Annotated in this window: 10 protein-coding genes; 8 read left to right on the top strand and 2 right to left on the bottom strand. The window is 63.6% G+C overall.

Annotated features, from left to right (window positions below):
- Positions 1-8: 8 nt before the first annotated feature.
- From JQ567_RS06825 to JQ567_RS06810, 4 genes are read left to right on the top strand one after another with little or no spacing between them, the layout of a single operon-like run.
- Complete coding sequence (locus JQ567_RS06825) at positions 9-1,556, top strand: ABC transporter substrate-binding protein (RefSeq protein WP_212438095.1); 1,548 nt, start codon at positions 9-11, stop codon at positions 1,554-1,556.
- 4 nt (positions 1,557-1,560) lie between these two features.
- A complete protein-coding gene (locus JQ567_RS06820) occupies positions 1,561-2,517 on the top strand; it encodes an ABC transporter permease (RefSeq protein WP_212438094.1) in 957 nt (318 codons plus the stop codon).
- Complete coding sequence (locus JQ567_RS06815; RefSeq protein WP_212438093.1) at positions 2,514-3,398, top strand: ABC transporter permease; 885 nt, start codon at positions 2,514-2,516, stop codon at positions 3,396-3,398. The genes JQ567_RS06820 and JQ567_RS06815 overlap by 4 nt, the downstream gene beginning before the upstream one ends.
- A gap of 19 nt (positions 3,399-3,417) precedes the next feature.
- Positions 3,418-6,735 carry a carboxyl transferase domain-containing protein gene (locus JQ567_RS06810; protein ID WP_212438092.1) on the top strand — a complete coding sequence of 1,106 codons (3,318 nt, stop codon included), beginning with the start codon at positions 3,418-3,420 and terminating at the stop codon, positions 6,733-6,735.
- Between the two features lie 173 nt (positions 6,736-6,908).
- On the opposite strand, the gene JQ567_RS06805 is transcribed toward JQ567_RS06810, so the two are convergent.
- Positions 6,909-8,519: an NAD(P)/FAD-dependent oxidoreductase gene (locus JQ567_RS06805; RefSeq protein ID WP_249165288.1), complete on the bottom strand. Its 1,611-nt coding sequence runs from the start codon at positions 8,517-8,519 to the stop codon at positions 6,909-6,911.
- Positions 8,520-8,715: 196 nt separating this feature from the next.
- Here JQ567_RS06805 and JQ567_RS06800 point away from each other — a divergent pair, with 196 nt between their 5' ends.
- The 4 genes from JQ567_RS06800 (at position 8,716) to JQ567_RS06785 (ending at position 13,215) form a co-directional block, all read left to right on the top strand.
- Entirely contained in the window at positions 8,716-9,939 is a 1,224-nt protein-coding gene (locus tag JQ567_RS06800; protein ID WP_212438091.1) for a cytochrome P450, read from the top strand.
- 112 nt (positions 9,940-10,051) lie between these two features.
- Positions 10,052-11,650 (top strand): GMC family oxidoreductase, encoded by a 1,599-nt coding sequence (locus tag JQ567_RS06795; protein WP_212438090.1) that lies wholly within the window; start codon positions 10,052-10,054, stop codon positions 11,648-11,650.
- A gap of 7 nt (positions 11,651-11,657) precedes the next feature.
- Positions 11,658-12,107 (top strand): hypothetical protein, encoded by a 450-nt coding sequence (locus tag JQ567_RS06790; protein WP_212438089.1) that lies wholly within the window; start codon positions 11,658-11,660, stop codon positions 12,105-12,107.
- A gap of 82 nt (positions 12,108-12,189) precedes the next feature.
- Complete coding sequence (locus tag JQ567_RS06785) at positions 12,190-13,215, top strand: S1C family serine protease (RefSeq protein ID WP_212438088.1); 1,026 nt, start codon at positions 12,190-12,192, stop codon at positions 13,213-13,215.
- Positions 13,216-13,436: 221 nt separating this feature from the next.
- On the opposite strand, the gene JQ567_RS06780 is transcribed toward JQ567_RS06785, so the two are convergent.
- Complete coding sequence (locus JQ567_RS06780) at positions 13,437-14,219, bottom strand: alpha/beta fold hydrolase (RefSeq protein ID WP_212438087.1); 783 nt, start codon at positions 14,217-14,219, stop codon at positions 13,437-13,439.
- Positions 14,220-14,222 lie beyond the last annotated feature (3 nt).

The raw sequence follows: 14,222 nt of genomic DNA, 5'->3' as shown, positions 1-14,222 counted from the left end.
GAATTGCCATGACACAGACGACGCGACGCGAGGTAATGGCGCTGATATCGGGCGCGCTGGCTGGTGCAACCCTCGGCGGCCACGCATTCGCGCAAGGCGCGCCGAAGCGCGGCGGGATCCTGCGCATCTCGGCGCCTGCTAATCCGTCGAGCCTTGACCCCGCAACCGGCGGCGCCGGTTCGGACCATGCCTTCCTGTTCACGATGTACGACACGCTGACGGAATGGGATTTCGAGACGCTAAAGCCGAAGCCCGGCCTCGCCGAGAGCTGGAGCTTTTCGGACCCGACCACACTCGTGCTCAACATCCGCTCCGGTGTGACGTTCCACGATGGTACGCCGCTCGATGCCGAGGCCGTCAAGTTCAACCTGGAGCGCAACAAGAGCGATCCGAAATCCAACATCAAGGCTGATCTTGCCGCGATGGAATCGGCTGCGGTGACCGGTCCGTTGCAGCTCACGTTGAAGCTGAGCACACCCGACGCAGCGTTGCCCGGCATTCTCTCCGACCGCGCCGGCATGATGGTATCGCCGGCCGCGGTCAAGGCCAGTGCAGCGGGCAACGTCGCGCGCACGCCGGTCGGCGCCGGCGCCTACGCCTTCGTCAGCTGGGCGGACGGCGAGAAGATCGTCATCAAGCGCAACGAGAAATACTGGAAGCCGAACCGTCCTTACCCTGACGGTATCGAGTTCTCGATCATTCCGGAATTGACGACCGGCTCACGTTCGGTGACCGTCGGCCAGAACGATCTGATGTACCAGCTGCCGCCACGGCAGAAGGCGATCGTGGAGCGCGCCAGCAACATCAAGATCTTCAACGGTCCGACGCTCTACGTGTTCCAGATCTTCCTGAACTGGGCAAAACCGCCGTTCGACAACATCAAGGTGCGGCAGGCCTTCAATTTCGCGATCGACCGCGAAACCTTCGTCAAGGCGGCGCTCGCAGGCCTGGCCGAGCCCGCTTACATGAACTTGCCGAAAGCGCATTGGGCCTACGACAAGTCGGTCGCCGGGCTTTATCCTCACGATCCCGACAAGGCGAAGAAGCTGCTCGCCGAAGCCGGTTTCAAGGACGGCTTGCCGATCGAGCTGGTCGGCTATCCCGATCAGGATTCGGTGCAGCGCCAGGAGATCCTGATCGAGCAGTTCCGCAAGGCCGGAATGAATGTGCGCTTCTTGAATGCGCCGATCGCGGAAGCCTCCGCCGCGTTCTTCGGCGCCGAGAAGCGCGGCTCCGGCATTCTCGCGGCCTGGACCGGGCGGCCCGATCCGAGCCTCACCTATTCGCTGATGTTCACCAAGGACGCCTATTACAATGGCGGCCGGGGCGCGGTGCCGCCGGAGCTCGAAGCCGCGATCAAGGAGTCGCGGGCGTCGGAAGACATCGAGCTGCGCCGCAAGGCGTTCGCGACCGTGCAGCGTTTGGTGATGGAAAACGCCTTCGTGGCGCCGCTCGCGTTCCAGTTCGAATTGGTCGCCATGAACAAGAAGGTGCAGGGCTACAGGCCGAACCTGCTGGGTAAGCCGAAATACGACGACGTCTGGCTGGAGAGCTAACGGTATGGCGCGACGGAGTCCGGCAAGGGTCATCGGCGGGCGCCTGCTGCAGGCGCTGCCCGTGATCCTGCTCGCGACGTTCATGGTGTTCGCGCTGCTCAAACTGGTGCCCGGCGACATCGCGGTGACGCTGGCCGGCGACAACGCGACCGACGCCCGCATTACCGAAATCCGGAAGATCTACGGTCTCGACCGGCCGTTCCTGGTGCAGTATGGCGCGTGGCTGGCGAATGTCGTGCAAGGCGACCTCTCGCAATCACTGCTGACGGGCGAGAAGGTCGCGACCTCGATCTCGCGGGCCTTTCCCAACACGCTTCTGATTGTGGCGATCGCACTGGTGCTGGCGCTGGTCACGGGAATTCCAATGGGCGTGATCGCCGCGATCAAGCCCGATGGCTGGGTCGACAAGACGGTCAGCATGATCGCCTCGCTCGGGGTCGCGATTCCCGGCTTTTGGCTGGCGATGATTCTTGTCGCCGAGATTTCGCTGAAGCTGAACTGGCTGCCGGCGACCGGCGCGAAATCCTTCAGCGTTTCGCCCATCGAGGCGATCCGGCATGCGCTGCTGCCGGGCATTGCGATTGCCGCCTACGGCATGGCCGAGGTGGCGCGGCAGTTGCGGGGCTCGCTGCTGGAAGTGCTGTCGTCGCAATATGTGCGGACGCTGCATGCCAAGGGCCTCTCGATGACGCGCATCCTGTGGCAGCACGGGCTGAAGAATGTCAGCGTCAATCTGTTCACGATCATCAGCATCCTGGTCAACCGCATGCTGGCGGCGACTGTGGTCATTGAAGCCGTGTTTGCGATTCCCGGCCTCGGCAGCCTGATCGTGCGCGGCGCGATCCAGCGCGATTTTCCGATCGTGCAGGGCGTGGTGTTCACGATGGTGATTGTGGTCATTCTGGTGAACCTGATTGCGGACCTGCTGTGCGCGGCCGTTGATCCCCGGATCGAACAATGACGGATTTGGCGCTCGAACCCCCCAAACGACTGGTGCAGCCGAGCCGGCTGCGGCGGTTTTTCCGCTGGCTGGCGGGTGATCTGCGCGCCGCGCTCGCAATCCTGGTGCTGCTGGTGCTGGTGATCGTCGCAATCGGCGCGCCCTGGATCGCGCCCTATCTGCCGACCGCGCAGGACGCCAACAACATGCTGGCGGCCCCGGGGCCCGGGCATCTGCTCGGCACCGACGATCTCGGCCGCGACATCTTCAGCCGGCTGATCTACGGCGCGCCGGCAACGGTGTATGCCAGCCTGCTCGCGGTCAGCGTCGCGGTTGCGATCGGCCTGCCGGTCGGGCTGGCCGCCGGATTCTTCGGCGGCTGGACTGACGACATCATCAGCCGGATCATCGATACGTTCCTGTCATTCCCGGCGATCGTGCTGGCGATCGCTGTCACCGGCGCGCTCGGCATCGGCCTCACCAATGGCATGATTGCCGTGGGCATCGTGATGTTCCCGGCGCTGGCGCGAATCGTCCGCGCACGGACGCTGATCGTGCGGCAGGAGCTCTATGTCGACGCCTCCAGGTGTTTTGGGGCGCCGGCCTGGCATATCCTGTGGAAGCACGTGCTGCCGAACGCCCTGCAGCCGGTGATCGTGCAGGTCACGCTGCTGCTGGCGGCAGCGCTGCTGGCGGAGGCCAGCCTCAGCTTCCTCGGGCTCGGCATCCAGCCGCCAAACCCGAGCTGGGGCGCCATGCTGGCCCGCGCCTATCAGTATATGGAAATCGCGCCGGAGCAGATGTATGCCCCGGGGCTTGCCATTCTGGTGGTCTCATTGGCATTCAATGCGCTGGGAGAGTCCTTGCGTATCGTGCTCGATCCGACCATGAAGGATCGATAATCCTTTTGCGGAAGTTCTTATGCCTTTCAATAGACTCCTGATCGCCAATCGCGGCGAGATTGCCATTCGTATCGCGCGGGCCGCGGGCGAGACCGGCCTTGCCACCGTCGCGATCTACCCCGCCGACGACGCGCTGTCGTTGCATGTCCGCGCGGCCGACGCGGCGCATGAAATCCCGGGGCGGGGCGCGCGGGCCTATCTGGATATCGAAGCCGTCGTCGCCGCCGCCAAAGCCACCGGCTGCGATGCACTGCATCCCGGTTACGGCTTTCTCAGCGAAAACACCTTGCTCGCCCGGCGTTGTGCGGAAGAGGGCATCACTTTCGTCGGCCCGTCGCTGGAGGCGCTGGATCTGTTCGGCGACAAGGCCAAGGCCAAGGCGCTGGCAAAAGAGACTGGCGTGCCCATCATCGAGGGTACCAGCGGCCCGACGACGCTCGATCAGGCCAAGGACTTCTTCGCGTCGCTGGGCGCCGGTGGCGCCGTCATGATCAAGGCCATCGCCGGCGGCGGCGGGCGGGGCATGCGGATCGTCGATGACACCGCCAGGCTGGAAGAGGCCTATGCGCGCTGCCAGTCCGAGGCCAAAGCGGCCTTCGGCAGCGACGGCGTCTATGTCGAGCGCCTGATTCGCAACGCCCGCCATATCGAAGTGCAGATCATCGGCGACCACCATGGCGCGATCAGCCATCTGTGGGAACGTGAATGCACGATCCAGCGGCGTAACCAGAAGCTGATCGAGGTGGCGCCGAGCCCGTCCCTGAGCAACAGTCTGCGCACGCGGATCATTGACGCCGCCCGGGAACTCGCCGGCGCCGCAAACTACGACAATCTCGGCACCTTCGAATTCCTGGTCGACGGCGACGCCGAAGGCGATGCGCCGGCTTTCGCCTTCATCGAGGCCAATCCGCGGCTGCAGGTCGAGCACACCGTGACCGAGGAGGTGCTCGGCGTCGATCTGGTGCAGGCGCAGCTTGCGGTCGCCGGCGGCGCCACGCTGGGCTCGCTCGGCCTGGCGCAGGCCTATATTCCAAAACCGCGCGGCTATGCGATGCAGCTGCGCGTCAACATGGAAGTGATGGACGAGAACGGCGTCACCAAGCCGACCGGCGGCACGCTTTCGATGTTCGATCTGCCGGCCGGCCCCGGTGTGCGCGTCGATACGTTCGGCTGTTCCGGCTACAAAACCAGTGCCGCCTTCGACTCGCTGCTCGCCAAGGTCATCGTGCATGCGACCGGCCCGAACTGGACCGATGTGGTGCAGAAGGCCACGCGCACGTTGCGCGAATTCCGCATCGGCGGCGTCGCGACCAATATCCCGTTCCTCGGCGCGGTGCTGGCGCATCCGGATTTCGTTGCCAACCGGATCAATACCGGCTTCATCGATACCCATGTCGCCGCATTGGTCCACGCGGCGAACGATCTTTCCGCGCCCGAGTTGTTGGAAGCGGGCGCTGCCGTAACCATCCCCGAGGCCCGCGAAGCCTCGGCCGGGTCAGCCGGTCCGGCCGGCTCCGTCCCGGTACCGGCGCCGCTGCAGGGTACGATCGTTGCGATCGAGGTGCGGGAAGGAGATCTCGTCCGTCCGGGCCAGCAAATTGCTGTGCTCGAATCCATGAAGATGGAGCATCTGGTGACCGCGCCGCACGGCGGCAAGGTAACGAAGATTGCTGCCGACGCCGGCGTCACCCTGATGCAGGACGAGGCCATCCTGTTTCTCGAACCGGCCGAGATCGATGCGCATGACGTCGCGGAAGAAGAGGATGTCGATCTCGACCACATCCGCCCTGACCTCGCCGAATTGATCGCGCGCCACGCCATCACGCTGGACGAGAACCGGCCCGCCTCGGTCGAGCGCCGTCGCAAGACCAACCAGCGCACGGCGCGCGAAAACCTCGCGCAGCTCGTCGATGAAGGATCGTTCGTCGAATATGGCTCGCTCGCGATCGCGGCGCAGCGTCGGCGGCGCAAGGTCGACGACCTCATCCAGAACACGCCGGCTGACGGCCTGATCTCCGGCGTCGCCACCGTGAACGCGGAAAAATTCGGCGCGGAAGGCGCCCGCTGCATGGTGATCTCCTATGATTACACCGTGCTGGCGGGCACCCAGGGTCATATGAACCACAAGAAGATCGACCGCATGCTGGGGCTCGCCGAACAATGGCGGATGCCGCTGGTGTTTTACGCCGAGGGCGGCGGCGGCCGTCCCGGCGATACCGACCGGCTCGGCATGACCGGCCTCGACGGGCCGTCCTTTGTGCAATTCGCAAAACTGTCGGGACTGGTGCCTGTCATCGGCGTCGTCTCCGGCTATTGCTTTGCCGGCAATGCGGCGATGCTCGGCTGTTGCGACGTGATCATCGCCACCAAAAACGCCTCGATCGGCATGGGCGGGCCGGCGATGATCGAAGGCGGCGGGCTTGGCGTCTATCATCCGGCCGAAGTCGGCCCGGTGTCGTTCCAGTCGCCGAACGGCGTGATTGATATCTTGGTCGAGGACGAAGCGGAAGCAACCTCCGCCGCGCAAAAATATCTGTCGTATTTCCAGGGTACGGTGACGGACTGGAAGGCGCCGGACCAGCGGCTGCTGCGGCGCGCGATCCCGGAGAACCGTCTGCGGGTCTACGACATCAGGACCGTGATCGACCTCCTCGCCGACGAGGGCTCGGTACTGGAAATCCGCCGCGATTTCGGCGTCGGCATGATCACGGCGTTCATCCGCATCGAGGGAAAACCGTTCGGGCTGATCGCCAACAATCCAAAGCATCTTGGCGGCGCGATCGATGCTGCGGCCGGTGACAAGGCGGCGCGCTTCCTGCAGCTGTGCGACGCCTTCGACATTCCGATCGTGTCGCTGTGCGATACGCCGGGCTTCATGGTCGGGCCCGAGGCCGAAAAGACCGCGATCGTGCGCCACGTGGCGCGCATGTTCGTGACAGGCGCCAGCCTCACCGTGCCGTTGTTCGGCATCGTGCTGCGCAAGGGTTATGGACTCGGCGCGCAGGCCATGATCGGCGGCGGCTTCCATGCCTCGTTCTTCACGGTGGCGTGGCCGACCGGCGAATTCGGCGGCATGGGCCTGGAAGGTTATGTGCGGCTCGGCTTCCGCAAGGAAATGGAAGCCATCGCCGATCCCGAGGAGCGCGAGAAATACTACAAGGCCAAGGTCGCCGAACTCTATGCCAACGGCAAGGCAGTCTCGATAGCCTCCGTGCTCGAGATCGACGAGGTGATCGATCCCGCTGACACCAGGCATTGGATCATGTCGGGGCTGCGCTCGGTGCCGAAGCCGGAGTCGCGCAGCGGCCGCAAGCGGCCGTGTATCGATGCGTGGTGATTACGCAAATCTCTCCGCGTCGTCCCGGCCTTGAGCCGGGACCCATAACCCCGGTCATCTATTGTTGAAGCGACGCCGTTGAACAGCGTGCGAAAACAATTGGCGCTGCGGCGTATGGGTCCCCCGATGCGCAATTGCGCATCTGAGCTCAAGGCCGGGACGACATTAGAAAACTACCCCAGCTTCAATTCATCATATCCCTTCGCAGCGACCTCGTCGCACCGCGCGCGATAGGCCGGGGCGCTGCCGCTGTAGCGGGCGATGATGCGGGTTTGCTTGCCTTCGACGTTGGAGTTGATGCCGGTCATCCAGGAATCGATCTCGTTGGACAACAGCCCGACGCCGAGCGCCTTGACGTGATCGGTCCATGAATCCACACCGGCCGTGGTCGCTTCTATCAGCGTCAATTTATTGTCCATCGCAAAGCGTACCAGCCCGGTCACCCAATCGACGCTGTATTCGATGCTGCGCGGAATGTTGCCGAGCGCGGTGTGCGGCCCCATCAGCATCATCATGTTGGGGAATTCGTGGACCATGATGCCTAAGTAAGTCTGCGGCCCGTGCTTCCACTTCTCCTTCAGCCGCGCGTCATTGACGCCGCGGAAGTCGATCTTGTCGAAGCTGCCGGTGAGCGCGTCGAACCCGGTCGCATAGATGATGATGTCGAACTCGAATTCCTTCGCGCTGGTCTTGATGCCCGCAGGCGTGATCCGCTCGATCGGTGTCTCCTTGATGTCGACCAGCTCGACATTGTCCTGATTGTAGACCTCGAAGTAAAACGTCTCCAGCGGCAGCCGCCGTGTGCCGAACCCATGGTTCTTCGGGATCAGCTTCTCGGCGACCTCAGGTTTTTTTACCCGCTGGCGGATTTTCCGTGCAACGAAATCGCTGATCGTCGCATTCGCCTTGCGGTCGATCAGGATGTCCCTGAAATTCCCCTGCCAGATGCCGAAGCCGCGCTCGCCATAGAGCCGCTCATAGTTGGCTTCGCGCTCCTCGTCGGACACCTCGAACGCGCCGCGCGTATCAGGCGTGTGGACGAAGCAGGCAAAAGTCTCCTGGCAGCGGGCAAATATCTCGGGATAGCCGGCCTTGATTTTCTTCTGCGTCTCGGCGTCGATCTTGCCGTTGTGCAGCGGCGCTGCCCAATTCGCCGTCCGCTGGAACACCGTCAGATGTTCGACCTGGCTGGCGATGGTCTGGATGGTCTGGATGCCGGTTGCGCCGGTGCCGATGACAGCGACGCGCTTGCCGGTGAAATCCACCGGCTCCTTGGGCCAGCGCGCGGTGTGGAACGATGCGCCCTTGAAATCGCCAAGACCTTCGATTCGCGGCAGCGTAGGCGTCGAGAGCGGCCCGATCGCCGTAATCAGGAAGCGGGAGGTGAAGCGGCTGCAGTCTTCCAGCGTGATCGTCCAGCTCCGGGTTTCTTCCTCGTAATGGGCGGCCGTGACCCGGCTTTCGAACTGGATGTCCCGGCGCAGGCCGAATTTGTCGGCGACGTATTTGCAGTAGCGCAATGTTTCCGGCTGGCCTGCAAAATGCTCGGACCAGTCCCATTCCTGCAGCAACTCCTTGGAGAAGGAATAGCCATAGGAATAACTCTCGGAATCGAAGCGTGCTCCGGGATAACGGTTCCAGTACCAGGTACCGCCGACATCGGTGCCCGCCTCGAATACGCGCACGCGCAAGCCCTGTTCGCGCAGCCGGTAGAGTTGGTACATGCCGGAAAGGCCGGCGCCGATGATGATGACGTCAAGATCCGGAATCGGCGTTGCTCCCAAGTCTGTTCTCAATGTATGTCCTTGGCACCAAAACTATCTGTTCTTGCGCCGGTGGACAAACCCCGCCTGGACGCGTGGCAGGGTTGCAGGTTTGCCGCCGGGCGGCCTCTCGCGCCTTTACTCATGGCCATGTCTGCCCCTATCGTCGAAGGCAGGAGCGCCCGGCAAGCGGCGACGGAAACAGGGGAGGGACACGATGGCCCAGGCGCTGCGCAAGCTGGCCTCGATCGACGTCAGCGATCCCCATTTGTACCAGGACGACAATTGGCGGCCGCTATTCGCCCAGCTGCGCCGCGACGATCCCGTGCATTATTGTGAGGCCTCGCCGTTCGGGCCGTATTGGTCGGTAACGCGCTACGACGACATCTTTGCCGTCGAGCTCGACCACGAGAATTATTCGTCGAGCTCGGAACTCGGCGGTATCCAGATCACCGATCAGCCGCTCGGCCAGGAGTTTGCCAACTTTATCCGGATGGATCCGCCGGGCCATACCGCGCATCGCCGCACCGTTGCTCCCATCGTGGCGCCGTCAAACCTCGCCAACCTCGAGGCGCTGATCCGCAAGCGGACCTCGGACGTGCTGGACGCGCTGCCGCGCCACGAGACGTTTGACTGGGTGGCGCGGGTCTCGACCGATCTCACCAACATGATGCTGGCGACGCTGTTCGACTTTCCCTGGGAGGACCGCGAGAGGCTGACCTGGTGGTCCGATGTCGCGATCGCCAATATCGAGGCATCAGACGCCGTCGTGCATTCGGCGGTGGAACGCATCGCCGAACTCACCAAAATGGGCGAATATTTCCGCAAATTATGGGATGCCCGCGCGGACGCCGCACCAACCTTCGATTTGATCTCGATGCTGGCGCATTCGCCGGCGACCCGAAATCTGCAGGCACGCGAATTCATCGGGACGATTGCGCTTTTGATCGTCGGCGGCAACGACACCACGCGCAATTCCATGACCGGCGGGCTGATGGCGCTGGTCGAAAACCCCGAGCAGTTCGATCTGGTGCGCAGCCGGCGCGAATTGATACCCAATCTCGTTTCCGAATCCATCCGCTACCACACGCCCGTGCTGCACATGCGCCGCACCGCGCGCAACGATGTGGAGTTGGCCGACCGCCGAATCGCAAAAGGCGACAAGGTCGTGATGTGGTACATCTCCGGCAATCGCGACGAGGACAAGATCGATCGCGCCGACGAATTCATTGTCGATCGCGCCAAACCCCGGCAACATCTCGCCTTCGGCGCCGGCATCCATCGCTGCGTCGGCGACCGGCTCGCCGAACAGCAAATCCGGATTCTCTGGGAGGAAGTGTTGGCAAGGGACCTTCGTTTTGAGATGGTCGGTCCGCCGCAGCGGCTCTATTCGAATTTCATCCGCGGCATCCGTGCGCTGCCGGTAAGGATTGTGGATTAGGCCGTCATTGCGAGGAGCGTAGCGACGAAGCAATCCATGCTCCCACAAAAAGAAAGAATGGATTGCTTCGCTTCGCTCGCAATGACGGAAGAGAGACTTTCAAGGAACCCGAATGAACGATCCCGTTGACGTCCTGATAATTGGCGCCGGTGCTTCCGGCGCAGCCGTCGCCTGGAGCCTAGCCGATACCAAGATGCATATTCTCTGCCTCGACCAGGGCGGCTGGATGAATTCTTCCGAATATCCGAGCACCGGGCGTGACTGGGAAGCAAAATTCTACGGCGACTGGTCGACCAGCCCGAACATTCGCGGTCGGCCCGAGGACTACCCGATCAACGACGACAACTCGCCGATCAAGGTGGTGAATTTCAACGGCGTCGGCGGCTCGACGGTGATGTACACCGCGCATTGGCCGCGGCTGCATCCGTCCGATTTCAAGGTGAAGACGCTCGACGGCGTCGCCGACGACTGGCCGATCGATTACGACGCGCTGACCCCGTTCTTTGAAGAAAACGACCGGATGATGGGCGTCTCGGGCCTATCGGGCGACCCGCGTTCGCCGCTGACGCGCCCGCCGATGCCGCCGCAGCCGCTCGGGCTCTCCGGCCCGCTGATCGGCAAGGCCATGAACAAGCTTGGCTGGCACTGGTGGCCGTCGGACACCACGGTCGCGACGATGGACTACGAGGGCCGGGCGCGCTGCATCAATCTCGGCCATTGCACGCCGGCCTGCGCGCAAGGCGCAAAAGCGTCAACCGACATCACTTATTGGCCGCACGCGATCCGTGCCGGCGTCGAGCTGAAAACCCATTGCCGCGTCCGTGAGATCCTGACCAACGAGCACGGCATGGCCTCGGGCGTCGTCTACTACGACAAGGATGGTGTCGAGCAGTTCCAGCCCGCCGAGGTTGTGATCATCGCCTGCAACGGCGTCGGCACGCCGCGGCTGCTCTTGAATTCGGTCTCCGGCCGTTTTCCGAATGGCCTCGCCAATTCGTCCGGCCTGGTCGGCAAGAACCTGATGTTCCATCCCTATGCGCAAATCTACGGCTTCGTGAAGGAGCCGACCGACTCTAACCGCGCGCCGCCAACTTGCCTCTGGAGCAAGGAGTTTTACGACACCGATCTGTTGCGCGGCTTCGTGCGCGGCTACGGCATCCAGTTCGGCCGCGGGGCCGGGCCGGTGTTCGAAGCCGTCGCGAGCGAGCAGAAGGGCATCTTGCCGTGGGGTGCGGATCATCACCGCGTCTTCCGCAAGCTCAATGGCCATCGGCTCGGTGTCTCTGCGATTTGCGAGGATCTGCCCGAGGAACACAACCGCGTCACGCTCGATCCCGTGCTGAAGGACAGCCACGGCATTCCCGCACCGAAGATCGACTACACGATCAGCGAAAACAGCCGGAGGATGATGGCGCACGGACTGGCGCGGGGTAAGGAAATTCTCGAAGCCGCGGGTGCCACGGACCTCTGCATCAACGACCCGATCCCGTGGGGCGGCTGGCATCTGCTCGGCACCGCGCGCATGGGGACCGATCCGGCGCGCTCGGTGGTCAACGAATGGGGCCGGTCGCATGATGTGAAGAATCTCTTCATCGTCGACGGCAGTGTGTTCGTGACCTCAGGCGGCGTGAACCCGACCTCGACCATCCAGGCGATCGCGCTCTACGTCGCCGACCAGATGAAACAACGTCTTGCCAATCTCTTCGACTGAGGCCGCCATGTCCGCACCCAATGAACTGACCTCAGCCCAGCGCGACGATCTGCGCATCGTCGCGGCGATGATCATTCCCGCCAGCGACGAGTACAAGGTGCCCGGCGCCGACGATCCCGCGATCCAGGCCGACATGCTGGCGACGCTCGGGCGCGACACCGCACTGGTACGAGAGGCGCTCGACCACCTCGCGCGGCTTGCCGGCAAGCCGCTCGCGGACCTCGATCCGGCGCGGCGCGATGCGGTGGCGCAGGAATTCCGTGCATCGGGCGGAGCTGCGGCAGCAACCCTCGTTCGCGTCGTGCTGCAATGCTATTACCGCGACGATCGTGTGCTGCGGTCGCTCGGGCTGGAGCTCCGCGCGCCATTCCCGCAAGGTTACACGCTGGAACAGGGCGACTGGTCGCTGCTCGATCCAGTCAAGACGAAGCCGCCGAACTTGCGGCGGGCCACGTAAGCCTCAGGGCAGGTTTGCGCGGAGGTTGAGGCTCTTGCGGCAAGGTAATCCCGTAACCATCTGACGGGCGAAGGAATTCGCCATGTTGGATTTTACCCCAGATAACGCCGATGACGGATCGTCATCGCGCGCGACCGAACACGCCCCCGATAGTGACCAGGCCCTGCTGGACGCCTATTCCAACGCCGTGATCGGCGTGACCGAACGCGTCGGGCCGGCCGTCGTTCGCGTCGAAACCGGCCCTAAAGTGCGCACCGCGCGGGAGCGCGGCGGGCTCGGGTCGGGCATCGTCATCTCGCCCGATGGTTTCGTGCTGACCAACAGCCACGTCGTCGGATCGTCGAAAGAGATCAGGTTGCGGGATACCGAAAGTTTTGTCACCGACGCGCACGTGCTTGGCGTCGATCCTGATACTGACCTCGCTCTGCTGCGCGCCGACGGTGCACGGGACCTGCCCTATGCTTCGCTCGGCAACTCAAAAAGCCTGCGCCGCGGCCAGCTCGTGGTCGCGATCGGCAATCCGCTCGGCTTTGAATCGACGGTGACCGCGGGCGTGGTGTCGGCGCTCGGACGTTCGATCCGCTCGGTGAGCGGGCGGACCATCGAGGACGTGATCCAGACCGACGCCGCGCTCAATCCCGGCAATTCCGGCGGGCCACTGGTGTCGTCGGCGGCGGAGGTGATCGGGATCAACACTGCGATCATTCAGGGCGCGCAAGGCATCTGCTTTGCGGTCGCCAGCAACACCGCGCAGTTCGTGCTGTCGGAGATCATCCGCCACGGCTATGTGCGACGCGCCTATATCGGCGTGTCCGGCCAGACCGCGCCGATTCCGCGGCGGCATGCGGTGGTGGCCGGTGTCGACAACACAATGGGCGCGCTTTTGGCGCAGATCGAGGCTGATAGCCCGGCGGCGCAGGCCGGCCTGTTGCCGGGCGATGTCGTGATCAAACTGGACGGCGTCGAGATCAACGGCGTCGACGACCTGATCCGCGCACTCGACCGCGACCGCATCGATCGCAAGCTCGAAATGGACGTGCTGCGCATGGGAAGGTTGCGGGCGATGGATATTCACCCGGTCGAACGGAAGCCTGCGGCGAGGCAGTAGCTCTTTTTCCCTCTCCCCTTGTGGGAGAGGGTGGCTTCGCGAAGCGAAGACGGGTGAGGGGTTCTCTCCTCACGCTAAGATTTGGGATGAGGATAAAGACCCCTCATCCGGCGCCATAGCCGATGCGAAGCATCGGCGTTCTAAGAACGGCGGCCGAAGGCCGCCTATGCCACCTTCTCCCACAAGGGGAGAAGGAAAAGGCGACCTTTATTCGAGCGCGACTACTGCTGCAATGCCGCCAGCAATTCATCCGGCGCTTCGACCATCATCATGTGGCCGGCGCCGGGCAGCACCACGACGCGCGCATTCGGCGTTGCCGCCGCCAGCGCCTTGCCGGCTTTCGCAGGCGTCATCATGTCGCGCTCGCCGAGAATGAACGTCGCGGGCACCTTGACGGCCGCTGCTGCCGCGAGTGCACCCTCGTAGGAATTGCAGGCGTTGAGATCGTTGTACAGCACGCCCGGACGGGTCTGCTGCAGCACGCGCTGGGCGCCCTGATGCATCCATAACCCCGGCGCGAGGCTGCCGCCGAGTTCGGCCTTGAAGCCAAGACCCCAGATCGAGACCATGTCGATCGCATCGGGATTGTTGAACTCCGCGGCCTTGAGCAGGTCGGGGCCGACCGTCATCGTGGCGGCGGTGCCGATCAGGCTGAGTCCTGAAACCTTGTCCGGATGACGCGCCGAGGTTTCCAGCGCGATCAGCGATCCCATGGAGTGCCCGACCAGTTTTGCCTTTGGCGCGCCGGCCGCATCCAGCAGCGCTGCGGTCCAGTCGGCCATGTCCGATATCGTCGGCAGCGCGTTGCCGGACGAACGGCCATGGCCCGGCAGATCCGGCGCCAGCACGGCATAGCCGTGATGGGCGAACCACCGGCTGTGCAGCGCCCAGGTCGAATGATCGAAACCCGCGCCATGCAGCATTACGACCGCGGGCAGGGATGGATCGAACGGCCGGCCGCCGGTGGCAATGAACGTATCGATGCCCTTCACTGACAGTTGCATGGC

Origin of the sequence: Bradyrhizobium sp. AUGA SZCCT0431, from assembly GCF_018131065.1 — a bacterium.
Lineage (GTDB): Bacteria > Pseudomonadota > Alphaproteobacteria > Rhizobiales > Xanthobacteraceae > Bradyrhizobium.
The sequence above is the reverse complement of the archived record's forward strand: the minus strand, read 5'-3'. Positions and strand labels throughout refer to the sequence as shown.